Annotated in this window: 22 protein-coding genes; 12 read left to right on the top strand and 10 right to left on the bottom strand. The window is 52.2% G+C overall.

Going from position 1 to position 25,334, the window contains the following annotated elements; translation table 11 throughout:
- Positions 1 to 95 precede the first annotated feature (95 nt).
- From dtpA to sapA, 7 genes are all read right to left on the bottom strand, one after another.
- Positions 96 to 1,607: a dipeptide/tripeptide permease DtpA gene (gene dtpA / locus EX31_RS15730; RefSeq protein ID WP_013576060.1), complete on the bottom strand. Its 1,512-nt coding sequence runs from the start codon at positions 1,605 to 1,607 to the stop codon at positions 96 to 98.
- 582 nt (positions 1,608 to 2,189) lie between these two features.
- Entirely contained in the window at positions 2,190 to 3,392 is a 1,203-nt protein-coding gene (locus tag EX31_RS15725) for a CMD domain-containing protein (protein ID WP_037035552.1), read from the bottom strand.
- A gap of 207 nt (positions 3,393 to 3,599) precedes the next feature.
- Entirely contained in the window at positions 3,600 to 4,409 is an 810-nt protein-coding gene (gene sapF / locus EX31_RS15720) for a putrescine export ABC transporter ATP-binding protein SapF (protein ID WP_013576058.1), read from the bottom strand.
- Positions 4,409 to 5,401, bottom strand: coding sequence for a putrescine export ABC transporter ATP-binding protein SapD (gene sapD / locus EX31_RS15715; RefSeq protein WP_013576057.1), 993 nt, complete (start codon positions 5,399 to 5,401; stop codon positions 4,409 to 4,411). Before sapD ends, sapF begins: the two co-directional genes overlap by 1 nt.
- Positions 5,401 to 6,291, bottom strand: a complete 891-nt coding sequence (sapC, locus tag EX31_RS15710) for a putrescine export ABC transporter permease SapC (RefSeq protein ID WP_013576056.1) — start codon at positions 6,289 to 6,291, stop codon at positions 5,401 to 5,403. The genes sapD and sapC overlap by 1 nt, the downstream gene beginning before the upstream one ends.
- A complete protein-coding gene (sapB, locus tag EX31_RS15705) occupies positions 6,278 to 7,243 on the bottom strand; it encodes a putrescine export ABC transporter permease SapB (RefSeq protein WP_037035551.1) in 966 nt (321 codons plus the stop codon). Before sapB ends, sapC begins: the two co-directional genes overlap by 14 nt.
- Positions 7,240 to 8,922: an ABC transporter substrate-binding protein SapA gene (gene sapA / locus EX31_RS15700; RefSeq protein ID WP_037035550.1), complete on the bottom strand. Its 1,683-nt coding sequence runs from the start codon at positions 8,920 to 8,922 to the stop codon at positions 7,240 to 7,242. The genes sapB and sapA overlap by 4 nt, the downstream gene beginning before the upstream one ends.
- A 244-nt stretch (positions 8,923 to 9,166) precedes the next feature.
- On the opposite strand from sapA, the gene zigA reads away from it, so the two are divergent.
- Positions 9,167 to 10,354 (top strand): zinc metallochaperone GTPase ZigA, encoded by a 1,188-nt coding sequence (gene zigA, locus EX31_RS15695; protein ID WP_037035554.1) that lies wholly within the window; start codon positions 9,167 to 9,169, stop codon positions 10,352 to 10,354.
- A 220-nt stretch (positions 10,355 to 10,574) separates the two neighbouring features.
- Here the strand turns inward: zigA and pspF are convergent, their stop codons facing one another.
- Positions 10,575 to 11,582, bottom strand: coding sequence for a phage shock protein operon transcriptional activator (gene pspF, locus EX31_RS15690; protein WP_013576052.1), 1,008 nt, complete (start codon positions 11,580 to 11,582; stop codon positions 10,575 to 10,577).
- 232 nt (positions 11,583 to 11,814) lie between these two features.
- Here pspF and pspA point away from each other — a divergent pair, with 232 nt between their 5' ends.
- The 6 genes from pspA (at position 11,815) to EX31_RS15660 (ending at position 15,934) form a co-directional block, all read left to right on the top strand.
- A complete protein-coding gene (pspA, locus tag EX31_RS15685) occupies positions 11,815 to 12,486 on the top strand; it encodes a phage shock protein PspA (RefSeq protein ID WP_013576051.1) in 672 nt (223 codons plus the stop codon).
- Between the two features lie 89 nt (positions 12,487 to 12,575).
- The gene (gene pspB, locus EX31_RS15680) at positions 12,576 to 12,803 is read left to right on the top strand and encodes an envelope stress response membrane protein PspB (protein WP_013576050.1); all 228 of its coding nucleotides are present in this window, start codon (positions 12,576 to 12,578) and stop codon (positions 12,801 to 12,803) included.
- Entirely contained in the window at positions 12,803 to 13,162 is a 360-nt protein-coding gene (pspC, locus tag EX31_RS15675; protein ID WP_037035549.1) for an envelope stress response membrane protein PspC, read from the top strand. Before pspB ends, pspC begins: the two co-directional genes overlap by 1 nt.
- Positions 13,163 to 13,246: 84 nt before the next feature.
- On the top strand, positions 13,247 to 13,492 hold the full coding sequence (locus tag EX31_RS15670) for a phage shock protein PspD (protein WP_037035548.1): 246 nt from the start codon (positions 13,247 to 13,249) through the stop codon (positions 13,490 to 13,492).
- Positions 13,473 to 14,870, top strand: coding sequence for a YcjX family GTP-binding protein (locus EX31_RS15665; RefSeq protein WP_037035546.1), 1,398 nt, complete (start codon positions 13,473 to 13,475; stop codon positions 14,868 to 14,870). The genes EX31_RS15670 and EX31_RS15665 overlap by 20 nt, the downstream gene beginning before the upstream one ends.
- Positions 14,867 to 15,934, top strand: a complete 1,068-nt coding sequence (locus EX31_RS15660) for a YcjF family protein (RefSeq protein ID WP_037035545.1) — start codon at positions 14,867 to 14,869, stop codon at positions 15,932 to 15,934. The genes EX31_RS15665 and EX31_RS15660 overlap by 4 nt, the downstream gene beginning before the upstream one ends.
- Before the next feature lie 116 nt (positions 15,935 to 16,050).
- On the opposite strand, the gene EX31_RS15655 is transcribed toward EX31_RS15660, so the two are convergent.
- The gene (locus EX31_RS15655; protein ID WP_037035543.1) at positions 16,051 to 16,242 is read right to left on the bottom strand and encodes a hypothetical protein; all 192 of its coding nucleotides are present in this window, start codon (positions 16,240 to 16,242) and stop codon (positions 16,051 to 16,053) included.
- A gap of 426 nt (positions 16,243 to 16,668) precedes the next feature.
- Between EX31_RS15655 and EX31_RS15650 the strand changes: the two genes are divergently transcribed.
- The 4 genes from EX31_RS15650 (at position 16,669) to EX31_RS15635 (ending at position 23,403) form a co-directional block, all read left to right on the top strand.
- Positions 16,669 to 17,955 (top strand): HlyD family secretion protein, encoded by a 1,287-nt coding sequence (locus EX31_RS15650; RefSeq protein ID WP_037035553.1) that lies wholly within the window; start codon positions 16,669 to 16,671, stop codon positions 17,953 to 17,955.
- Positions 17,942 to 20,041, top strand: a complete 2,100-nt coding sequence (locus EX31_RS15645) for a peptidase domain-containing ABC transporter (RefSeq protein ID WP_037035542.1) — start codon at positions 17,942 to 17,944, stop codon at positions 20,039 to 20,041. Before EX31_RS15650 ends, EX31_RS15645 begins: the two co-directional genes overlap by 14 nt.
- 215 nt (positions 20,042 to 20,256) lie before the next feature.
- Complete coding sequence (hemB, locus tag EX31_RS15640) at positions 20,257 to 21,231, top strand: porphobilinogen synthase (protein ID WP_013576038.1); 975 nt, start codon at positions 20,257 to 20,259, stop codon at positions 21,229 to 21,231.
- 342 nt (positions 21,232 to 21,573) lie between these two features.
- Complete coding sequence (locus tag EX31_RS15635; RefSeq protein WP_037035541.1) at positions 21,574 to 23,403, top strand: methyl-accepting chemotaxis protein; 1,830 nt, start codon at positions 21,574 to 21,576, stop codon at positions 23,401 to 23,403.
- Between the two features lie 126 nt (positions 23,404 to 23,529).
- Here the strand turns inward: EX31_RS15635 and EX31_RS15630 are convergent, their stop codons facing one another.
- On the bottom strand, positions 23,530 to 23,745 hold the full coding sequence (locus tag EX31_RS15630) for a YgdI/YgdR family lipoprotein (protein ID WP_013576036.1): 216 nt from the start codon (positions 23,743 to 23,745) through the stop codon (positions 23,530 to 23,532).
- 415 nt (positions 23,746 to 24,160) lie between these two features.
- Here EX31_RS15630 and EX31_RS15625 point away from each other — a divergent pair, with 415 nt between their 5' ends.
- Positions 24,161 to 25,285 carry a branched-chain amino acid ABC transporter substrate-binding protein gene (locus EX31_RS15625; RefSeq protein ID WP_015690113.1) on the top strand — a complete coding sequence of 375 codons (1,125 nt, stop codon included), beginning with the start codon at positions 24,161 to 24,163 and terminating at the stop codon, positions 25,283 to 25,285.
- Positions 25,286 to 25,334: the final 49 nt, after the last annotated feature.

Raw genomic sequence — 25,334 nt, 5'->3', positions numbered from 1 at the left:
CCCTGTCAGCGTACCGCTCACAGGGTGGGGGTGACCATCTTATTAAGCGCCTCCCGGAGGAGGCGTTCGTCAGCCCTCATCAGACGCTTGCGCGTTTACTGAGCAGAAGCCAGTTCAGGTTGTTTCTCATCAGTTTCACGATCCAGCGTCATGCGGTGCAGTTTAGATGCAGTGACCAGCATCAGCACAGCAATCACAGCCGTTGCAATACCAATCTGCAGGAACACGTGGCTATAAATTGCCAGTGAAGCATGCGCGTCATCAATGTCAGCAGGCACGGCAGTCAGATTGGCCACGTAACCCGCGATAATTGCAGCGGCTGCGGTGGTCAGGAACCAGGCACCCATGATGAAGCCCATCAGACGCTGCGGAACCAGTTGAGCAACCATCGCCAGACCCAGACCGGAAATCATCAGTTCGCCGATACTCTGCAGCGCGTAGCTCAGTACCAGCCAGTTTACTGACACAATGCCTTGCTCATTCGCCAGGCTCGCACCCCACGGCAACACCAGGAACGCACCGGAACACAGCACCATACCCATCGCAAACTTGTGCGGCATTGGCATACGGTCACCGACCTTGGTGTAGACCGCCGCCAGAACCGGGCTGGCAACCATGATCCAGAATGGATTCAGCGCCTGGAACTGCTCAGGCTGGAAGCTGATACCCAGCAAATCGTGGCCTACGTTGTGGATAGCGAAGAAGTTCAGCGACGTTGGCATCTGGCTGTACAGCACGAAGAACACCACCGCTTCCATCATCAGCAGGAACGCCACAATCATCTTCCGGCGGGCGATGCCTTTCATTGAGAACGTTTCTTTCGCAAACACAATAATGATACCGACGGAAACCACACCCAGAACCATACGTGCGATGGTTTGGTTATGCAGTAACCAGCTTGACAGGAACACCAGCGCGACAACACCGACCAGCACCATCAGCAGTTTTTTGAACTGCAGCGGCGCGAAGTCTGGTTTTGACCCCTGACGTTTGACCCATTTGCGGCAGAACAGGAAGTTCACGATGGTGATCAGCATACCCACAACGCTCAGGGAGAACGCGACACTCCAGCCGTACTTCGCGGCCAGCCATGGTGTTGCCAGCATGGAGAAGAACGAACCGATGTTCACCGACATGTAATACATGGTGAATGCGCCATCGAGACGCGGGTCATCTTTTTCGTAGCAGGTAGAAAGCAGTGAGGATGGATTTGCTTTAAACAAGCCGCTACCGACGGCGATAGTCGCCATACCCAGATAAACCCAGAAAATTTCATGGCCGGAATAGGCAACGAATGAATAACCCAGCGCCAGCACAATCGCGCCAAGCACGATCACGCGTTTTGAACCCAGCACTTTATCGCCCAGCCAGCCGCCGATAGCGACGAAGCCATAGACCAGCGCACTGAATGATGAGAACAGGGTGATGGAGTCGGCTTCACTCAGGCCAAGCATTTTGACCAGGTAAACCGCCATGATCCCTTGCAGGCCGTAGTAACCGAAACGTTCCCACAATTCGATGGAGAAGATCAGGTAAAACGCTTTTGGCTGTTTGAAGGCGTTAAGACTCACGCTTTCATTGTTTGGTGTTTTGTTTGCAGTTGACACTCGTACCTCTGTTTATTCCTTCCGGCCGTATGTGGCGGAAACGCATAAGTGGCGCGAAATAAGCACCCTTTGCATTGTTATAAGATGGGATGACGGCAAGTAATGTTCACTATCTTCGTAAATGTGGCAAGGAGTTTGACATATGCTGTTACATTTAACTTATCCGACGTGATTAAACTATGTTCGAAATGTTATGCAGAATTAATGTTTATGTTTTCTAAATAGACAATATGAATATGTTGCACGAATTGTAATCACTACTCTTATAGTGCCATTGTTTTACAGGGAAATACTTAAGTGGTTTATTTGTCTGATTTGGCGTGATTATGTAGTGAATATCTCTGGTGTGTTGTGCTTTATATGGTGGTTTATGAATGGCTTGTTTGCTGCTGAAGACGCAACCAGAACGGCGCACAGTGTAATGTGATCCGTTTCTCGTTTTAACACTAAATTTTCGATTGAAAATAAGATTAATACGACTTATGCCGGTTAGGTGGTGCAGGTATTTACAATTGGCATCACCGGCAGGGGAATATCCTGCCGGAATGAGGGGAGAAAGAATGAAGGTAAACAGGTGAAGAACTACTGATTCAGGGTATCGCCCAGCGTCTGAATCAGACGGTTTGACCAGCTGAACAGCGCCGCAGTCAGCAGAATATCCAGAGATTGTGTTGCCGTATAACCTGCATCAGACAAACTATGCAGCTGGCGTGCATCAAAACGTTCCGGGGTACGGGTCAGGGCGACTACCGTTTCCAGCAAAGCAATCTCTTTTTTGTCTTGCAGATTTTTCGACAGCGTATCAACGGCATCATCGCGGTGATTTTCTGCGAATAATTCGTTAATCAGCAGCTCATTCCCACCCGCTTCAAGATACAAACGTCCGTGGATCCCGGCGCAATACAGACAACCGTTCAGCTGCGACGTGGCTACGGCAGCCAGTTCACGCCACGCGGCTACCGGCTGCGCACCTGCCTGCATAATATTATTAAATACCGCAGAAAATTCGCTCAGCGCGTCGGCGTCATGCACCAGCAATGTATAGAAAGAGGAAGAACGCGCATCTGGCGCGATTAAATCCAGTACATCCTGCTGATGCTGGCTGGCATTTTCCGGCACCACTTCAGGTAAACGCGACGTCCATTGCAACATCGCCAGTGAAAACCCTTTCTGCCCGCAACCTTCCGGCGAAGGAAATCCTGGCAATACGGCGGCGGCGCGACCACGTAAACCATTCAGAACCGCCAGTACGCGTGCCTGATAGCTGACAAAGCCAATCACTTGCGTAAAGGTCACGATATCGCGCGTGCTGAAACCCACGTCATAAAGCTGATGCAGCATCGGTGCAGTAATCAGCGTTGGCTGGGTTGCGAGTAATCGTGCGAACTGGGTAATGTGGGTCTGGCGGATGTTACTTTCACGGGAGGCGTCAGGGCTGGGAAGCGGGGCGAGACGGGCAGCGTAATGGCTACAAAGTGTCTGTACGCCGCTGACCTGTGCCACCGTCAGCGCACTACAGAGACGGTCATACAAGGATAATGTTTCGGTACGTGAAACCTGCAGATTGTCAGGAAACAGTACCTCATAACAGGCGCGGGAGGCTCTCAGTAGTCGCTGGCGGTCGTTAAGTAACTGGCGAAGTGTCGGGTCAAGTTGAGCATCAAGGCCCAGCAGAAAGCGATCCTGTACCAACGCAGCGTGCGGATCGAGCGGCAGATGACCATATTGGCTGGATTGTGTTTCATGATACCAGCCGCTGTGCGCGGCCTTGCGTTGTTGTTCCATGAACGGGTCCTTTCTTCAAGCCTGCTACTCAGGCAAATTATCAGACCCTATCGTTGCCGATACTGCTGCCGATATAAAATAATGTTAAGCGATAAATCATATCGAAAAGGAATAGAAGAGGGTGGATTTGCATAATAAAGAAAACGGCATCAGTTTCCTGACACCGTTCAGGGGGTGAATCTGCCCGTTTATTATGCAGAAAGGGCGTTAATTACCGTCACGACGCCAGGCATCAGCAGTCAGCGCTTCGCCAAAGTGACTCGAAATCAACCGTTTGGTGAGGTCATGCAGCGGTGCCGCCAGAACTTCGGCCGTATTTCCGCGTTCCACCACCTCGCCTTCGTGCATCACCAGTACCTGATCGCTGATGTGTTTCATCATGCCCAGATGCTGCGTCACGTAGATGTACGAGATGCCCTGTTTTTCCTGTAATTCGAGCATCATATTGATGATTTGTGAACGCATCGACATATCCAGAGACGCCAGCGCTTCATCAGCCACTATCACTTTGGGTTGCAGGATAAGTGCACGTGCCAGTGCCACGCGCTGCTTCTGACCCGACGCCAGCATATGCGGGTAATAATTGGCGTGATCGGGCAGCATGCCGACCAGCCGCAATGTCTGGTTGATGCGTTGTTCGCGCTGTTGTGCATCCATTTCGCTGTTCAGTCGCAGGGGGGCTTCGAGTAACTGCCCGATACGCTGACGTGGATTAAGTGAGGTGCTCGGGTCCTGAAAAATCATGCGGATTTGCTGGCTGCGGAAACGATAATCACGAAACGTCAGCGGATGATCATCAATCAGAATTTCGCCGTCGCTCGGCTCGACCATGCCGGAAAGCATTTTAGCCAGCGTCGATTTGCCTGAACCGTTCTCGCCAATAATCGCCAGCGTTTGTTTTTCGCGCAGGGTAAAGCTGACCGGTTTCACGGCCTCGAGATTCATCTTGCGGAACAGTCCGGTGCGATAACGGAACGTTTTGCTCAGATTACGGACTTCGAGCAGGGTTTCGCCCATTATTGCTCCTCCATGTTCAGCGGGAAGTGGCAGGCGTAAGCATGTGTTTTTGCCAGACGCAGGCGCGGCGTTTCGATGCATTTTTTCTGCGCGTAAGGGCAGCGTGGCCCCAGACGGCAGCCAATCGGCAAATGTTCCAGCGAAGGAATGGCACCTGGCAGCGTATTCAGACGGCTTTTATGTGGCAGTGAGCGGCCGAAATCAGGCATCGCGCGGATGAGCGCCTGCGTATAAGGATGATGCGGCGTGGCCAGCAATTCTTCACACGCTGCGCTTTCAACCGTTTGTCCGCAATACAACACGTTGATACGGTTCGCCCATTTGCTCATCATTTGCAGGTCGTGGCTGATCAATAAAATGGTGGTGTTATTGTTCTGGTTGAGTCGCGCCAGCAGGCGGAAAATCTGCGCCTGCGTCGTCGGCTCCATGGCGTTAGTCGGTTCATCGGCAATCAGCAGACGCGGCTGATTCGCCAGCGCGATGGCGATCATCACTTTCTGGCACTCGCCTTCGGTCAGTTCATACGGATAACTGGCCATAACGTCTTTGTGATCTTTAATGCCGACGCGGTGCAGCAGCTCGATGGCGCGTTTTTTGCGCCACTTCCAGCGCTGATACCAGCGGCCTTTGTAGGTCCAGCCGGGAATGGCCTGAATAAGCTGGCGGCCGATGCTTTCAGAAGGATCCAGACAGGACTGCGGCTCCTGAAAAATCATCGACACATTTTGCCCGACCAGTTTACGTCGTTCGCGTGGCGTCAGTTGCAACAGCTCGATGTTATCAAAGCGCATCCGGTCCGCCGTCACGCGCCAGTTGTCTTTGGTAACGCCACAAATCGCCTTGGCAATCAGGCTTTTACCCGAACCGGATTCGCCCACCAGCCCGCGAATTTCCCCGGCGTTGAGCGTCATACTGACGCGATCCACAGCTTTGACCGGGCCATCGGCGGTCATAAATTCAATGGTCAGATTGCGGATATCGAGTAACGGCATTATTCCACTCCCGCATTAATCGCCCGACGCACACCGTCACCCAGCAGGTTGATCAGCAACACGCTGATAAGAATGGCGGCACCCGGCAGCATGACGGTCCACGGTGCGACATACACCAGCTCCAGCGAATCGCCGAGCATGGCTCCCCATTCCGGTGACGGCAGTTGTGCGCCCAGATCCAGAAAGCCTAACGCGGCGATATCCAGAATCGCCATCGACAGTGCGCGGGTAAATTCCGTTGCCAGCACCGCAACGATATTTGGCAGAACGGCATAACGCAGAATCTGCCAGGTGGAGGCACCATCGAGTCGTACGGCGACCACATACTCTTTTTCCAGCTCATCATGCACGGCGCTGTAAATCGTGCGCGAAATGCGTGGCAACAGCGCCAGCCAGACGGCCAGCATCGCATGCTCAAGTTTCGGCCCGATAAACGCGACGACGACAATCGCCAGCAGCAGGGAAGGGATAGACAGCAGCGTATCGAAAATATGGTTCAGAATGGCCGATTTCAGGCCACGGCTGATCCCCGCCAGTACGCCGATGATCACACCACATAAAGACGCCGCGAGGGTTATCACCAGTGCGCCGCCAATCGTCGGCGCAGCGCCTGTAAGCATCCGGCTGAGTAAATCGCGGCCAAGATCGTCGGTGCCGAGGAAGAACGACACATTGCCGTAGCGCGACCAGGAGGGCGGCAACAACTGATAACCAAGGAATTGTTGATCGAGCGCGTAAGGCGCTAATAAATGGCCAAATATGCACAGCAATAACAAGCCGAGCACGCCGTAGAAACCGATCATCGACAGTGTGTCGCGATAGAAAATCCCCCACGTATGGCGCAGAGGACTCGGGACCTGTTTTTCGCGGTATACATTATCGAAGGGCATACCATTCCTTATGTTTCAATGGATTCATCAGTGCGCCCAGAATGTCTGAAAGCACGTTAACCACAATTACCAGCGAGCCAACGACCATCACACCGGCTGAAATCGCCGCGTAATCCTGCTGACGGATAGCGTTAATCAGCCATCGCCCGATGCCTGGCCAGTTAAAGACCACCTCAGTAATCATCGCCAGCGTCAGCATGGTCGAAAATTGCAGGCCGAGCTTGGGAATAATCGGCGGCAGCGCGTTGTGTAATACATGGCGACGGATAATCGTAAAGCGTGATAAACCGCGCGTTGCGGCGGCTTTCACATAGTTTTTCTCCAGCACATCGTCGGTGGAAATGCGCATCAGGCGGATCACTTCGGTCGTCGGCGCCACGGCCAGCGCGGCGATCGGTAAAATCATATGGCGGATAGCGCTCATGATCATCTCATGGCGGTATGGCGAATCAGAAAGCCACGCATCAACCAGCGTCAGGCCGGTGACACTTTTCAACTGATAGAGTAAATCCAGGCGACCGGAAACCGGCAGCCAGCCCAGTTGCAGCGAGAAGAACAGCATCAGCAGTACCGCCAGCCAGAACACCGGAATGGAAAAGCCGAGCAGGGCGATGCTGCTGATGGCGACATCCGGCCATTTTCCACGCATCACTCCCGCCAGAATGCCCAGCGGGATCCCGACGACTAATGCCAGCGCAAAGGCCAGCACGCACAATTCCATCGTGGCCGGGAAAACCGCTTTCAACTGATAAGAGATGCCTTCGCCGTTGATACTCGACACACCGAAATCAAACTGGCAAAGACCCGCAAAATAGAAGCGGTAGGCGTCCCACAAGGACGCGCCGCGCAGTGGCGCATTCGGCGTGAAATAGCTCAGGCTGAACGCCACAAGGCTCAGGAAGAACAGGGTCACCAGCAGCAGCAAAATGCGGCGTAACGTAAAGATAATCATGGAACTTTCCTTCCTTCATTATCACGACTTTTTTCATCATCACGGAAGACGCCGGCAAACGAGGAGTTGCCAAACGGGCTCAGTACCAGCCCTTTGATGTCGTAACGGTAAGCCTGAAGACGCAGGGAAGACGCCAGTGGCAACACCGGCAGTTCCTGCTCAAGGATTTTTTGCGCCCGCTGATAAAACTCAATACGCTGGGAAAGTTGCTGTGACAACAGCCCCTGACGCAGCAATTCATCAAATTCCGGGTTACACCAGTGAGCATAGTTGGTCTGCGAATGAATCGCTGCACAACTGAGCATGGGGCGGAAGAAACTGTCCGGGTCATTACTGTCCGTTGACCAGCCAGACAGCGTCAGGTCGTGATTCATCTCCATCAGCTTGGCTTCCTGGAAACGTCCCTCGACCGGGACAATGGTGACTTTAATCCCTACCTGTCCCAAATCGGCCTGGATCAGTTCGGCGGTTTTCAGCGGGCTGGGGTTAAAGGACTGCGACGCCGTCGGCACCCATAAATGCAGGTTGAGCTTTTCCTGCCCGAGGTCTTTCAGGATTTGCTTCGCTTTATCCGGATTGTATTCCGTTACCTGCGCGTTGCTGTCATAAGCCCAGGACGCACGCGGCAAAATAGACGCAGCGGTTTCAGCGGTGCCGTAATAAATCGACTGCATCAGGCGCTGATTGTTGATCGACAGCGCCACCGCCTGACGGATACGCGGATCATTGAGCGGGGCTTTGTTGGTATTGAAAGCCAGGTAGGCAACGTTCATCCCCGGGCGCAGGGAAAGACGCAAGCGCGGATCCTCACGTAGTATGGACAGCTGACTGGCCGCCGGATACGCCAGCACATCACATTCACCGGTCAGCAATTTCGACAAACGCCCGGTGCCGCCAACGCCCATATCAATCACCACCTGTGCCATACGCGGTGTGCCTTTCCAGTACTGTCCGTTGCGCGCCAGCCGCACATATTGCCCGGTACGGTATTCACCAAGCTGGAACGGGCCGGTGCCTACCGGCTGGCGATCAATCTCTTCTTCGTTGCCGGATTTGATGAGATTCGCGGCATATTCAGCCGAAAGCACCGGTGCGTAATGCGTGGCAAGATGCCAGAGAAAAGAAGCGTCAGGATTATTGAGGCGAAACTCAACGGTATAGTCGTCCAGTTTTTTGATGCTTTTCACCGCATGGGCAAACTGCAGGCTGTCGAAATACGGATATTCTTCACCGTTTACAGCGTGGTAGTGATTATTCGGGTCGATGATGCGCTGGAAGCTGAACACCACATCGTCGGCGTTCATCTTGCGCGACGGTGAAAACCAGCCGGTTTTCTGGAAAGGCACATCTTTGCGCAGATGGAAACGGTAGGTTGCGCCATCATCCAGCACTTCCCAGCTTTGTGCCAGTTCGGGGATCAGGCGATAGGTATAAGGGTCGACATCCAGCAGGCGGTCATATAACTGTGCGGCCAGCGTATCAATGATCAGCCCGCTGCTGGCTTTCTGCGGGTTAAAGGTATTGACCATGCCGTTAACACAATAGACAAAGCCGCTCTGGCGAATATCTTTCACCGGCGCACTGACGACTGGCGGGCTGGCGTGTGTTGGAGCAGTCTCAGCAAAAACTGTCGTGGACAAGCCACTCAGTAAAATCATCCACAAAGTTAGACGACGCATAAAGGCTTCAAAGTTAAGGTGCAATAGCTTAAGTGTACCGTACTCTGCGAGGTACCCCAATCCATTGAGCAAATCAGCGTGCGGGACTGCGGCACTTCGCGCAAAAACCGTTCGTTTTCCGGCAAAAAAAGAGCATGTATCAATAAAACCCTTGAAATTGGATTGCTATTGTTATGTTATATTATATTATAACAATAATCGCAGGCGAAGTATTCCTGCACTGTCCTGAGATATGAGGTTAATGATGTCCTTACTCCCTGTTACCGTGCTGTCCGGTTTTCTTGGCGCAGGTAAAACTACCGTTCTCAACCACATTCTGAACAACCGTCAGGGATTGCGCGTGGCGGTGATCGTCAATGATATGAGCGAGGTGAATATTGACGCCGCACTGGTCGCCAGTGAAATCACGCTCGACCGTCAGCAGGAAAAACTGGTGGAAATGAGCAACGGTTGCATCTGCTGTACCCTGCGGGAAGATTTGCTGATTTCAGTGCGTGAGCTGGCACAGGCCGGACGTTTTGATTATCTGCTGATTGAATCGAGTGGTATTTCAGAACCGCTGCCGGTGGCGGAAACCTTCACTTTCGAAGATGAAAACGGTGAAAGTCTGTCGCAGTTCGCACGACTGGATACGCTGGTGACCGTGGTCGATGGCGTCAACTTTATGCAGCAATATCAGGAAGCGCGCAGTGTGCAGGAGGCCGGTGAAAGTCTGGGCGAGGACGATGCGCGTAGCGTGACGGATTTGCTGATCGACCAGATAGAATTCTGCAACGTGCTGCTGGTGAGCAAAACCGATCTTCTCGACAGCCTGCAACAGCGGGAAGTGATTGCACTACTGAAAAGCCTCAATCCCGATGCGCACATTATACCGATTTCCCCCGGCAGCCTGCCGCTTGAAGCCGTGCTTAATACGTACCGGTTTGATTTCGCCAAAGCACAGCAGGCGCCGGGCTGGCTGAAAGAGTTACGCGGTGAACACACACCGGAAACCGAAGAGTACGGCATCAGCAGTTTTGTCTACACCGCCCGCAGGCCGTTTGATCCGGATAAGTTTTACCGCGTGGTGCACGGCGACTGGGGGGGCGGTACCTTACTGCGTTCCAAAGGCTTTTTCTGGCTGGCGTCGCGTCCGCGCTTTGCCGGGCAGTGGAGTCAGGCGGGCGGCATAGCGCGCTATGGCATGGCGGGTATTTTCTGGCGTTCGCTGCCGGAAAGCGACTGGCCGCAGGACGAGGAGACCCGTGAACACATTATGGAGAAATGGGTTGAGCCGTTTGGCGATATGCGCCAGGAACTGGTGTTTATCGGCCAGCACCTGAATAAAGAAGAGATTATCCGGCAGCTGGATGCGTGTCTGTTAAGCGAAGAGCAGATGGCAGAAGGCATCGAACACTGGGTCAACATGGCCGATCCGTTCCCCGAATGGTAGTCCTTAGTGACCTTAAGGTGTTCATAAAGTAGCCATAATATCAGTGTGGTAATGAGAAATATTCTCAACAAAGTGCTTTACAGACGATACTGAGAACTATTATCATTCTTTTCACCGGACGAGAGGCGGCCCGCCAGGGACGTTAATCGCGAGGTACGACATTGCTCACATTGCGTCCAGTATTACTTAGCCAGCTCGGGTGCTGGCTTTTTTTTGCCTGTTATTCAGCCCCTTCCTGCGAATTGACCTGAATCGCGTGTTTCTTCAACATTCCGCGCAACTGATGATAAGTCACGTTCAGCAACTCTGCGGCTTTACGCTGATTAAAGCGTGCCTGCCGTAAAGCCTGCTCAATCAGATTTTTTTCCTGTCCGGTCACCCATTGCTTAAGATCCAGCGGTAACGTCGGCAGCGTGTCGTGTGGACTGACGTCAGCCGTTTCCACGGTGGCAGTGCGCTGCGCAAACGGGTTCAGGATAATATTATCGAGCGGAAAATCGCTGGTACCATGGCGGTACATCGAGCGTTCGACGACGTTTTTCAGCTCGCGGATATTGCCCGGCCAGCGGTAGGCCATCAGCGTCTGACGCGCATAGTCGGTAAAGCCGGGGAATAACGGGAGAGACAGTTCGCGGCACATCTGAATGGCGAAATGTTCCGCCAGCAACATGATGTCCTGCTGGCGTTCACGCAGCGGCGGCAGTTGCACCACATCAAACGCCAGCCGGTCCAGCAGGTCGGCGCGAAATTTTCCTTCAGCGGCCAGCACCGGTAAATCATCGTTGGTCGCACACACCAGCCGGACATCCACCTGTAACGGCTGGCTGCCGCCGACGCGCTCCAGATGACCGTACTCAATCACGCGCAGCAGTTTTTCCTGCACCAGCATGGGCGCTGTCGCCAGCTCATCGAGAAATAACGTGCCGCCATCCGCACGTTCAAAGCGTCCGAGATGACGTTTCTGTGCGCCGGTAAACGCGCCGGCTTCATGGCCGAACAACTCGGAATCCAGCAGGTTTTCATTGAGCGCCGCACAGTTGAGCGAAATGAACGGCCCCTGCCAGCGGGGCGACAGATAATGCAGACGATGCGCAATCAGTTCCTTTCCGCTGCCGCGTTCGCCGGTGACCAGAACCGGCTTATTCAGCTTCGCCAGTTGTGAGACCTGTTCCAGCACTTCGATGAAGGCGTTGGCTTCACCGAGTAAATTGTCTGTGTTATCCGTCATTTGGCTTTCCTTGTGTGGTGAAACACACTAACACTTAGTGAAAATAATCATCTCGAAAAATAAGCATAGCAGAGACAAAAGTAAAAAATTCAATTTATTCATGCAGATAATGATTTTAAAAAGTTGGCACGGATCCTGATATAGGTTTATCGCCGCAGTGAAAAATTATCCTGCGGATTTAACCGGTAATCATTTGGCCGGAAACCAACAGAAACAAAGAGGAATTTCGATTATGGGTATTTTTTCTCGCTTCGCTGACATCATTAACGCCAACATCAACACCTTGCTGGATAAAGCAGAAGATCCGCAAAAACTGGTTCGTCTGATGATTCAGGAAATGGAAGACACGCTGGTGGAACTGCGTTCTACCTCCGCCCGTGCGCTGGCAGAAAAGAAACAACTGATCCGTCGTATCGATCAGGGTGAATCCCAGCAGAGTGAATGGCAGGACAAAGCCGAACTGGCGTTGCGTAAAGATAAAGACGATCTGGCGCGTGCGGCGCTGATCGAAAAGCAAAAGCTGTCTGAGCTGGTGACCACGCTGAAAAACGAAGTGAACGTGGTAGAAGAAACGCTGGATCGCATGAAGTCAGAAATTGGTGAGCTGGAAAGCAAACTGACCGAAACCCGTGCGCGTCAGCAGGCGCTGACCTTACGTCATCAGGCCGCCGCGTCCTCGCGTGACGTCCGCCGTCAGCTCGACAGCGGTAAAATTGATGAAGCGATGGCGCGTTTCGAGCAGTTCGAACGCCGCATCGATCATATGGAAGCGGAAGCAGAAAGCGTCAGCATTGGTAAAAAGAAATCGCTGGATCAGCAATTTGCCGAACTGAAAGCCGACGATGAAATCAGCGCACAAATTGCTGCGCTGAAAGCTAAAATGAACGGCAATCAGGACGCATAATGTTTGCCATTAAACCTGCCTGTTCGCAGGCAGGTTGTTGCAGGATTAACGCCGTAACCGGTAATAAATAAGACTCATAAGGAGAGACAATGAGCTTCCTGTTTTTAGCTATTCCGCTGACTATTTTCGTTTTATTCGTGGCGCCCGTCTGGTTGTGGCTTCACTACAGCAATCGCCAGCAAAATGGCAGTCAGCTTAGTCAGCATGAAATGCAAAATCTCACCAGCCTGACTCATGAAGCGCAACGTATGCGCGAACGTATTCAGGCACTGGAAGAAATTCTTGATGCCGAACATCCGGGCTGGAGGCAATCATAATGGCGACCCGTCTGTCTGAGAAAAAACTCTACCGCGTGCCGGAAGAGGGCGTAATAAAAGGCGTACTGGCCGGGCTGTCGCACTATCTGGGCGTGCCGGTAAAATTGCTGCGGATTATGGCCGTGCTGTCGATTTTCTTTGGTTTATTCATGTTCACCGTCCTGGCGTATATCATTCTCAGCTACGTGCTGGATCCGGTACCGGCCAGTGAATATGACGATGAAACTGCGCCATCGCCGCGTAACTTGCTGGAAGAAGCCGACCGCGAGCTGAAAGCCAGCGAGCAGCGTTTACGCCAGGTCGAACGCTATGTCACCTCTGAAACCTTCGGGGTGCGTAGCCGGTTCCGCCAGCTTTAATTCTTTATTCATCGCTTTGCCTCTGGCCGCCGGACGTTGCTCCGGCTGCTGTTTTCCTTCTCATCTCCCGCTTAAGGAATCTTTATGACCCGTTACCTGAATTCCTCGCTGCCGGGTAAGCGCAGCCTGTTTTCGAAAATTTTCAGCGTGATCATTACGCTGGCGCTGACCTTTGGCCCTGCCGGGCTGGCAGCGCGTGTGTTGGGCGTGGTGGGAAAAGGGCCAATGAGGTATGTTTTAGCACTATTATTAGAACCATTATTCAAACGTATTTTGACCGCGCTGTTTGGGCGCTACGCCAGGGAGAGCAATGAAAAGACTACAAAATGAGTTTAATTCACTGATCAATCGCGGCATGGACAGACATCTGCGGCTGGCTGTCACCGGTTTAAGCCGCAGCGGAAAAACCGCTTTCATCACCGCCTTCGTTAACCAGCTTTTACACATGCACAGCGGCGCACGTTTACCGCTGTTTTCGGCTGCCCGCGAAGAGCGTCTGCTTGGCGTGAAACGCGTTCCCCAGCGTGATCTGGGGGTGTCGCGATTTGCTTATGACGAAGGGCTGGCGTCACTCTACGGCACGCCGCCTGCGTGGCCCACGCCGACCCGTGGCGTCAGCGAAATCCGTCTGGCACTGCGTTACCGATCCAACGATTCCCTGCTGCGTCACTTCAAAGACACCTCCACGTTATATCTGGAGATCGTCGATTATCCCGGCGAATGGCTGCTGGATTTGCCGATGCTGGAGCAAAACTATCTCGACTGGTCGCGCCAGATGGCGGGGCTGTTGCAGGGCGATCGTGCAGAATGGGCGAAGCCGTGGCTGACGCTGTGTGAACAATGTGATCCGCTGGCCCCGGCGGATGAAAATCTGCTGGGCACAATTTCACAGGCCTACACCGATTATCTGGTGCGCTGCAAGACCGAAGGTTTGCACTTTATCCAGCCGGGGCGTTTTGTTCTGCCGGGAGATATGGCCGGTGCGCCTGCGCTGCAATTTTTCCCGTGGCCGGAGCTGAACCGCTATTCCGATGCGCAACTGGCGCAGGCATATAAAAACAGCAATCTCGGCATGCTGCGCGCACGTTTCGACTATTACTGTCAGCACATCGTGAAAGGTTTTTATAAAGACCATTTCGTGAAGTTCGACCGCCAGATTGTGCTGGTCGATTGTCTGCAGCCGCTTAACAGCGGGCCGCAGGCATTTAACGATATGCGCCTCGCGCTGACGCAGCTGATGCAAAGTTTCCATTACGGTAAACGCACACTGTTCCGCCGTCTGTTTAATCCGTGCATCGATAAACTGATGTTCGCCGCCACTAAAGCCGACCATATTACCGGCGATCAGCACGCTAATCTGGTGTCGCTGTTACAACAACTGGTGCAGGAGGCCTGGCAGAATGCGGCGTTCGAAGGCATCAGTATGGATTGCGCCGGGCTGGCTTCGGTGCAGGCGACGGAAACCGGCATGGTGGAATATCAGGGGCAAAGTCTGCCCGCGCTGAAAGGCCACCGTTTGCAGGATGGCGCGCCGCTGACCGTGTTCCCCGGCGAAGTGCCTGCACGTCTGCCGGGTCATGCGTTCTGGCAAAAACAGGGCTTCCATTTTGATGAGTTTCGTCCGCGTGAAATGAGCGTGGACACCCCGTTGCCGCACATCCGTCTGGATGCGGTGATGGAGTTTTTACTGGGAGATAAAATGCGATGAGCGAACCGATTAAACCGCGTATCGATTTTGAAACGGAATTAAAGGCCCCGGTCGATCCGGTGATCAAACCGGCGCTGGCGTTTGATGAGCAAATGTCAGAACGTTTTATTCCGGTTTCCGTTGAAACGGATGAACAGCAGGAAGAGGGCGAGGCGGAAGCGGTGCTCAACCGTGCGCTGAAACCGCGTCGCAGTTTGTGGGGAAAAATTGTGCGCCTCGGCGTGGCGGTGCTGGGCATCAGCGTGGTCGCGCAGGGCGTGCAATGGGTACACGAAGCGTGGATCCAGCAGGACTGGGTGGCGCTTGGTGCCTGCACCGCAGGCGGGCTGATTATTGTCGCCGGTGTCGGTTCCGTTGCGACCGAATGGCGACGCTTGTACCGCCTGCGTCAGCGCGCCGACGAGCGCAATACGGCACGCGAATTAATGCACAGTCATGGATTAGGGCAGGGACGTGTATTCTGCGAAAAACTGGCGGCGCAGGCCGGGCTGGATAACAGCCATCCGGCGCTGCAACGCTGGCAGGCCTCACTGCATGAAACCCAAAATGACAGGGAAGTGGTTGAACTGTATGCCCGTCTGGTTCAGCCGGTTCTCGATGCGCAGGCACGGCGTGAAATCAGTCATTCAGCAGCCGAATCTGCTCTGATGATCGCTGTCAGCCCGCTGGCGCTGGTGGATATGGCCTTCATCGCCTGGCGCAACCTGCGGCTGGTTAACCGTATCGCGGTGCTGTACGGCATCGAACTTGGCTATTACAGCCGTATTCGTTTGTTCCGTCTGGTGCTGCTGAATATGGCATTCGCCGGTGCATCCGAACTGGTGCGTGAAGTGGGCATGGACTGGATGTCACAGGACCTTGCTGCCCGTCTTTCAGCCCGTGCGGCACAAGGCATCGGTGCCGGTTTGCTGACTGCGCGTCTGGGCATCAAAACCATGGAACTCTGCCGTCCGCTGCCGTGGCTGGAAGGCGATAAACCTAAACTCGGTGATTTTCGCCGTGAGCTTGTCGGCAAGCTGAAAAACAGCATGGTGAAAAGCGATAAAACTAAATCAGGCGTCTGATATTTCTGCAGTTTTAAACTGCCAATAAAAAAGCCCCCAAATTAACGGGGGCTTGTATTACTCTGACTAAGTTGCTTATAAATTAACTTTCGGTACAACAAAAGCTGTTTATAAACTTAGGTTGTCAGATAGTTCTGTGCTTTAGCAAGACCATCGGAAATTTGTGAATACGCCTTGTTCACCGCATTACTGGTGTCACTCACCGTGTCCTGACCAAAGTTTGATAGGCGATCGGCAACCTTATTAACATCTTCCGACCAACCCGCACCATTAACCATTTCAATATCATGTTCTGTTAATTGTTTCATCTTAGGCCTTCCTTTTAATCTGTTAAAGCAAGTCCCCTTAAATAACGGGGGCGATGAAAACATTGAGTAAGTCTATAGAGATAATTTCTACGCAATGTCTTCACAGGGATTAAGCCTAGAGTACTGCGGACGGAATTTGACTAGGAATAATCTCCTATGTGGATTTAGATATGTAACTCATTGTTTGAAAACATTATTAAGATATTTTTAAATCTGAATAATTAATGCAATGTGCAAAAAATAATCGAACCAGACGTCAGGTGGTTATTTTTTATAAGACATTGAAATTAATATTACTGCGCAATTATCCCTGCGTGGTAATAACTTCATCCGGTGTTTCAGAGTAATCGCGGTGGCAGCGTGATTATGTGCTGCTATCTTTCAAAGATTCTGTTTTTACAGCCGGTTTTTCTGGAACGCTTAAATATGCTCTTTCGTAAAGAGGTAAATGAACATCAGCAAAGTCACTGGGCGGGTAAGGCTTTATTGCTCGCTGGCTGGCCTTTATGGATTGTCACGACACTCACGGCCCTCTTCCTGTTTGCTTTACTGATATTCCTGATCTTCGCTAACTACACACGTCGCATCAACGTCAGCGGTGAAATCATTACTCAGCCGCACAGCATTAATTTATTCAGCCCTGAGCAGGGCGTGGTCACCAAATTGTATGTCGATACCGGCAAACCCGTAAAAAAAGGCCAGCCTTTATATGAAATCGACGTCAGCCGTGTGACGCAGGCGGGGAATGTCAGTACCACCACGCTCGCTGCTATTAAAAAGCAGCGCGAGCAAATCGATTCCATTATTGCCCAGCTGGAACACAATAAGCAGGAAACCCTGCAAAACCTGCAACAGCAACTCGATCAATATCAGAAGGCGCATGAAGTCTCACAAAGCATGGTGGATTCGGCGCAGGAAGGGCTGGATGCCATGAAAAAGAGCATGCAGAACTACGGGGCATATCAGAAGAAGGGCCTGATCAATACTGACCAGTTGAATAATCAGCGTTACCTGTTTTACCAGCAGCAGACATCGTTCCAGAGCCTGAACACCCAGGCGATTCAGGAAGCGCTGCAAATCACCAATCTGCGCAGCGAACTGGTCACCCGCGCCGCCGAGTTTGATAACCAGATTTCACAGTACGGCTACCAGCGCAATGACCTCGAACGCCAGCTGGCGCAGGCCGATGCTAAAGGTTCCTTGCTGATCACCGCGCCGACCTCCGGCAAAATCTCTTCGCTGAGTGTCACGCCCGGTCAGATGGTTAATGCGGGTGACAGCCTCGCGCAACTGGTGCCTGCCAGTAATTCCCCGTTCTTTCTCGTTGCCTGGCTGCCTAATGAAAGCGTGCCGTACGTGAAAGCTGGCGAGCACATCAATATTCGGTACGAAGCCTATCCGTTTGAAAAATATGGTCAGTTCCCCGGCAAGGTGGAATCGATTTCCTCTGCGCCGGTTTCCGAACAGGAGCTGAATTCTTACGCCAGTGCGCCGAGAACGGCCAATGGCACGGTCAGCGGGCCGTATTACAAAGTGATTGTTTCACTGGATAAAAAAGCCATGAACTGGCATGGCGAAACGCTGAATTTATCCAGCGGCATGAAAGCCGAGTCGACGTTATTCCTGGAGAAAAGGCCGCTGTATCAGTGGATGTTGTCTCCGTATTACAGCATGAAGAAAAGCGTGGTGGGGCCAATCAATGAATCTCGATAACGTACGGGAGCTGGCTGACCGCCTGCACTTTAGCTGGCGCCACCGGGTGCCGCAGATTATTCAAACCGAGGCCGCCGAGTGCGGACTGGCCAGTCTGGCAATGGTCTTTGGCTATCACGGCAAACACGTCGATTTGCAAAGCCTGCGTCAGCGCTATGGCATATCTTCACGGGGCGCGACGCTGCGCACGCTGATGGATATCGCGGCAGCGAATGAGATGAAATCCCGCGCATTAAAGCTGGATATCGATGAGCTGAACGCGCTGAAAACGCCGTGTATTTTGCACTGGGATCTCAATCATTTCGTGGTGCTGGTTGGCGTTAAACAGGGCAAAGTGATTATTCACGATCCGGCCTTTGGCCGCCGTTCGCTTGGCATGCGCGAGGTGTCCGAGCACTTCACTGGCGTGGCACTCGAGCTGTGGCCGGACAACGGTTTTACCTCCGAGAAACCGCGTGTGCGGCTGGATCTGCGCAAAATGATGGGCAACGTCAGCGGCCTTATTCCGGCGCTGACCAAAATCTTCTGCCTCTCGCTGATGATCGAATCGGTCAACCTGCTGCTGCCGGTCGGCATGCAACTGGTGATGGACCATGTGATCCCGGCGAAAGACCCGGATTTACTGACCCTGATTTGCCTTGGCTTACTGTTCTTCATCATTTTCCGCACCGGCGTCAGCATGTTACGCGCCTGGACATCGCTGGTGATGAGTACGCTGATTGATGTGCAATGGAAAGCGCGGCTGTTCGATCATCTGATGAAACTGCCGCTCGATTATTTTGAGAAACGCAAACTCGGGGATATTCAGTCGCGTTTTACTTCCCTCGATACGCTGCGCACCACGCTGACCACCAACGTGGTCAACAGTATTATCGACGGCATTATGTCGGTCGGGTTAATCGTGATGATGGTGCTGTATGGCGGCTGGCTGATTTGGGTGATTCTTGGCTTCACGGCGATTTATGTCATCTTCCGCCTGACCACGTATAACGCTTACCGCCAGGTTTCCGAGGAGCAAATCGTTAAAGGTGCGCGTGCCGGTTCGCACTTTATGGAAACGCTCTACGGCATCAGCACGCTGAAAGCACTGGGTTTATCGAAAGCTCGCGCCAATTTCTGGCTCAATCTGAACATTGATAACGCCAATGCGACGGTGCGCAAAACTAAGTTTGAGATGATGTTTACCGGCGGCAACACGCTGATCGCCACGCTCGATCAGGTCGCGCTGCTGTGGCTGGGGGCGACGCAGGTGATTGACGGCCATATGACGCTCGGGATGTTTGTGGCCTTCAACACCTATCGCGGGCAGTTCTCCGAACGTGCTGCCAGTCTGCTGAATATGGTGTTGCAACTGCGGATGCTTTCCCTGCACCGCGACCGTATCGCGGATATCGCGCTGACCGGCACCGAGAAATCACTGCCGGAACGTGAGCTGCTGCGGGCGGGCGAGGCAGCGTCGCTGGAGGTGCGGGATCTGGTGTTTCAGTACGACAGCCTTTCCGCACCGCTGATCAACGGGCTGAACCTGTCGGTGGCAGCGGGCGAAAGTGTGGCGATCACCGGGCCGTCGGGGCAGGGTAAAACCACGCTGATGAAGATCATGACCGGTTTGCTGACGCCCACCGAAGGCCGCATTCTGATTAACGGTATGGATATCACCACCGCCGGACTGAACAATTACCGCAGTTGCATCGCCTGTGTGTTACAGGATGACACGTTGTTCGCCGGATCTATCGCCGAGAACATTGCCAGCTTTGATGAGCAGAAAGATGAAGCGCGTATTATTGATTGCGCCCGCCGTTGTAACATCCATGACGATATCGAACGGATGCCGATGGGCTATGAAACGCTGATCAGCGAACTGGGCGGCAGCCTGTCGGGGGGGCAGAAACAGCGTTTGCTGATTGCCCGCGCACTGTACCGCCGTCCGGCGATACTGTTCCTCGACGAGGCCACCAGCCATTTGGATCTGGACAATGAAATGCGCATCAATCAGGCGATCAGCGAACTGGACATTACGCGGATATTTATCGCCCACCGTCCGTCTACGATTGCCTCAGCAGATCGCGAGATCAAGCTCGGTTAAATCCTTCCTTAAGGCGATCCCTGTTCCGGGATCGCCTTTCCAAAATTGCGGCCTCTGTTACATCTCCTCACGGAAAGTTCATCATTTGTTTAAAAGTTATTATAAAATGCGGGCTTCATCGTCTGACGGCGCTGCATCGCCTCCTGCCGTCTGAACTGTCTGTGCTCCTGTTTCTAAAAAATATCAGCACAACAGATTAATTTTTAGGAGTTTTCATGTCGAATCAGTTCCCGAGCTCACGCCTTCGCCGCCTGAGACAGTCCGAATCCCTGCGCACTCTTTTTCAGGAAACTGAATTTAGCGTCAACGATCTGGTACTGCCGATTTTCGTAGAAGAAGAGACCTCTGAATACGTACCCATCGAAGCCATGCCGGGTGTGTTGCGCATCCCTGAATCCCGCCTGGCATTTGAAATCGAACGTTACGCCCGCGCCGGTATCCGCTCTGTCATGACGTTCGGTATTTCGCATCACATGGATGCCACCGGCAGCGATACCTGGAACGAAAACGGTCTGGTCGCGCGAATGGCGCGTATCTGTAAAGACACCGTGCCCGAAATGATTGTCATGTCCGACACCTGTTTCTGCGAATACACCTCACACGGCCATTGCGGTGTGTTGCACGACCACGGCGTGGATAACGACGCAACCCTGGTCAACCTCGGTAAACAGGCTGTCGTGGCGGCGGCCGCCGGTGCAGATTTCATCGCGCCATCCGCCGCGCAGGACGGTCAGGTGCAGGCCATCCGCAGTGCGCTGGATGAAGCCGGATTTATCGATACCTCAATCATGGCGTATTCCACCAAGTTTGCATCTTCCCTGTACGGGCCTTTCCGCGAAGCGGGCGGCAGTGTACTGAAAGGCAACCGCAAGCAATATCAGATGAACCCGATGAACCGCCGCGAAGCCGTGCGTGAATCGTTGCTGGACGAGCAGGAAGGCGCCGATGCGCTGATGGTGAAACCGGCCGGTGCGTATCTGGACGTGATCCGCGATATCCGCGAAGCCTCCCGTTTGCCACTGGCGGCGTATCAGGTCAGCGGTGAATACGCGATGATCAAATTCGCTGCACAAGCCGGTGCTATTGATGAGCGTGCCGTCGTACGTGAAAGTCTGGGCGCGATTAAACGTGCGGGCGCAGATATTATCCTGACGTACTTCGCGATGGATATTGCCGAAAACGGGCTGTAATTTTTGCTCTCGCTGCAAACCAAAACCGGGCTTCCGCCCGGTTTTTTTATGTCCTCGCGTCGGAAGCTGATACTGCGCGATGTATGTTCAGATAACGTCTTTAATATTTAAGAATAGCAGAAAATTAAAATAATGCTTTTTTATAGAGAATTACCTCACCATTAATAGGGTGTAATTAATAAAAAAGTATTCATACAAAGAATAAGGTTTTACAGCGGTTAAATTACTGACTTTTGTAACTTAATAAACTGAGTTTTTTATTAACTAATTTTTATAGCCTGCCGATACCCCATGTGCTTCACATACAATTGTATTTATAAAAATAATGGAGAGCCATGCGCTATGAAAATATTTATGTCATATTTTGAAAATCTAAAAGTCGGGAAAAAATTAGCATTAGGTTTCGGACTTATCTTATTGCTGAGTATTGCAGTTGCTTTATGTGGTATTAAAAATCTGAATGATATTTCCATTCGAGCTGAGAAAATAAGCCAGCTTAAAGTGATAACTGACCAGTTTGCTATGGCGAAGTCTGAAAGACTGGAATATGTGAAAACGCACGATGAAAAATACATCACAATGAATGAGGTGAACTTACAGCAGGTTGATAAAAAAATTGAAAGTCTCAGGTTGCTTCGTTGGGATACAGAGCACCTGAAGATGCTTAATGAAATGTCAGAGGTCATGAAGACGTATCGTGACAAGCGTGCTCAAACGGTCCGCGAGACCCAACAACGTGATCTTGTTGTCAGTCGTTTTGTGCTGACACGCGAAGAATCTGAGATTAACAGTCTGGCTCAGTCCTATGCACGAGATCCCGCACGTGCTGTCACCGCGATCGCGTTAGGGGATATCGTCAGACACATTGATGGGGTGGCGACACGTGTAAAACTCCTCCAGTTTGAGAATACTGAGGAATCCCTTCAGGCTTTAACAGGTTTTATGGATGAATCGATTCAGCAAATGGATGCCGTCAAATCCCAGTTAAATCCGGCTGATGTCAGCATACTTGAAGAAATTGAACGCTCGGTCTCGGCCAAAAAGGCGAGTGCCGGAAACTACCTCCAATCCTATATTGCTGAGCAGGAAGCGACTCAGTTGCTTGCGAAAGCAGGCGGCAAGCTGACTACCCTGAGTGACAATATATTTGAATCGGAGCTGAGCGCGGCGCATGACGATATCAGAAATGCAGTTATATGGATGACTTCACTCCTGGTAGCAGCAGTCTTATTAAGTATTGGCATTGCACTGATTATTTCCCGCCAAATTGTGAAGCCTCTGGCTGACACGCTTGACGTCGCCAGACAGATAGCGCGCGGTGATTTAAGAGCCCATCTCAATACCACGCGTCGTGATGAACTGGGAGAACTGATGCAAGCTGTAGATGAGATGAACACCGATCTCCGCCGTATCATCGGGGATATTCGTACCGGTGTGACGCAGGTGAGCCATGCCTCCGCAGAAATTGCGGCAGGTAATAATGATTTATCCGCACGCACTGAGGAACAGGCTGCTGCGCTTGAAGAAACGGCAGCGAGCATGGAGCAGTTAACTGCGACGGTTAAACAGAACGTGGACAATATTCATCATACCAGCCGCCTGGCGGGCAGTACTTCAGAAACGGCGAATAAAGGCGGGCAACTCGTCTCTCATGTGGTGAAAACTATGAATGAAATTACTGCAAGCTCAGCAAAAATTGCTGAGATTACGACGGTAATTAATAGCATCGCTTTTCAGACCAATATTCTGGCTCTCAATGCGGCTGTTGAAGCGGCGCGTGCTGGCGAACAGGGGCGGGGATTTGCTGTTGTGGCAAGCGAAGTGAGAAGCCTTGCGCAGAGAAGCGCTCAGGCTGCAAAAGAAATAGAAGGTTTAATTGGTGAATCGGTAGAGCGAATTAATGCAGGGTCAGATCTGGTAGAACAGGCGGGGACTACCATGCATGACATAGTGACCAAAGTGGCTAATGTTACCGAAATACTGAATGAAATTACTCAGGCATCGGATGAACAGAACAGGGGAATATCTCAGGTAGGGCAGGCAATAGTGGAAATGGACAGCGTGACTCAACAAAATGCGGCCCTGGTGGAAGAGTCTTCTGCTGCCGCCAATGCGCTGCGAGATCAGGCACAAAATCTTGCTGCGTCTGTTTCACGTTTTATTACTGAGTAATCTGATTTTCAAAACAGTCGTGATATTGCGTGCCGTTTGTGCACCACATAGCATGACTGTTTTGTTAAGCCGACCATGCGTGTCGTCGGCCAGGTTTTGAGATAAATGCAATTCCCATCCGTAACCCTACTTCTTCACAATGCCCGCAATATCATTGGTGTTCATCAGATGATAATCGCCATTCATGTCGGTGTAGCTGGTCATGCCGGTATTGCGGTCACGATCCGGTTCGCCGTGGGCGAAAAACTGGTCACCGGATTTGGTGTTAATCACATAATCGCTGGCGCAGCCAGTTAACGACAGAGCCAGAACCACAGCCGTCAGGCAGGATAATTTCTTCATTGTTCAGTAGTTTCCCGTTGCAATCATCTGCCCATATTACAAAACAACCCGCCGCAAGAAGCAAAGAATAAAAATGTCACCAGGCGTAAGCGTGCGTGCAAAACCGTGCTTGTGCACCAGCACGGTGCGATGTGATCCCGTCGTTGTTTCTGTCAGTTGCCCGTAACGCTCTCCCGTCGCTATCTATACTCACATAACCCGTCACATTCTCAGAGGTTGAGTAACAATGGCAGATATTTTGCTTATGTTTTTTTACCTTTGATGTTTTCACCCCCGGAGATAAGCGGGAAACCCTCAGTCTTAAGGCTTAAGCGTTAAATTTCAGATTTTCTGATTACGACTTCGTGTTGGTGTTTTTGCTACATGCGTTTTCCATAACCCGTTTTGCATAAACTCTGTCCTAAGGATCATGATGATGTCGATGAAATTTATTAAAAGTCCTCTTTCTTTATTGCTGGCAGGCTGTCTGGTCACTGCGTTTACCGCGCGTGCGGATATCGTGATTGGCGTTGCTGGCCCGTTCACCGGCCCGAATGCCACCTATGGCGATCAGTACTGGCATGGTGCCACACAGGCCGCTGAAGACATTAATGCCGCTGGCGGAATCAACGGCGAGAAAATCAAACTGGTGCAGGGCGATGATGCCTGCGAACCGAAACAGGCCGTTGCGGTCGCTAACCGTCTTGTTGATCAGGATAAAGTGCAGGCGGTGGTCGGGCATTTTTGTTCATCTTCTACCATGCCCGCATCTGAGGTGTACAACGATGCCGGAATTATCGCCATCACGCCGGGATCCACTAACCCGCAAATCACCGAACGTGGCATGAACGACATGTTCCGCATGTGCGGACGTGACGACCAGCAGGGGCAGGTTGCCAGTGATTACATCATCGACAAGCTGAAAGCCAAAAAAGTGGTCATTATCCACGACAAAGACACCTACGGGCAGGGGCTGGCGGATGCCACCAAAGCGGCGCTCAACAAGCGTGGCGTGAAAGAAGTGATGTATGAAGGGTTATCGCGCGGCGAAAAAGATTTCAACGCGCTGGTCACCAAAATCAGTGCGCAGAAACCGGATGTGGTGTTCTTCGGCGGTTGCCATCCTGAAGCCGGTCCGCTGGTACGCCAGATGCGTGAGCAGGGCGTGCAGGCCACGTTCTTCTCCGGCGACTGTATCGTCAACGAAGAAATGGTCACCGCCGCAGGCGGCCCGCAATATACCAACGGGATTCTGATGACCTTCGGCAAAGACCCGCGTCTGATCCCGGAAGGCAAAGTCGTTATCGATAAATTCCGCGCCAGCAAGTTCGAGCCGGAAGGCTACACCCTTTACTCCTATGCCTCCGTTCAGGCTATTGCCGCGGCATTCAAAGCCACCGGCGGCAGCGATTCCGCCAAAGCCAGCGCCTGGCTTAAAGCCAACAGCGTCGATACCGTCATGGGCAAAAAAGCCTGGGACAGTAAAGGCGACCTGAAAGTCTCTGATTACGTGGTTTATAAATGGGATGACAAAGGCAAATATCAGGAAGTTAAGGAATAAAGCACTCTTATTTGCCATTTTGAACCCGGGCAGTGCTCACTCTTTATGA

It is taken from the genome of Rahnella sp. WP5 (assembly GCF_000745615.1).
GTDB classification, from domain to species: domain Bacteria; phylum Pseudomonadota; class Gammaproteobacteria; order Enterobacterales; family Enterobacteriaceae; genus Rahnella; species Rahnella aceris.
Note: the sequence above shows the minus strand (reverse complement) of the source record. Positions and strands in the feature narration are given on the sequence as shown.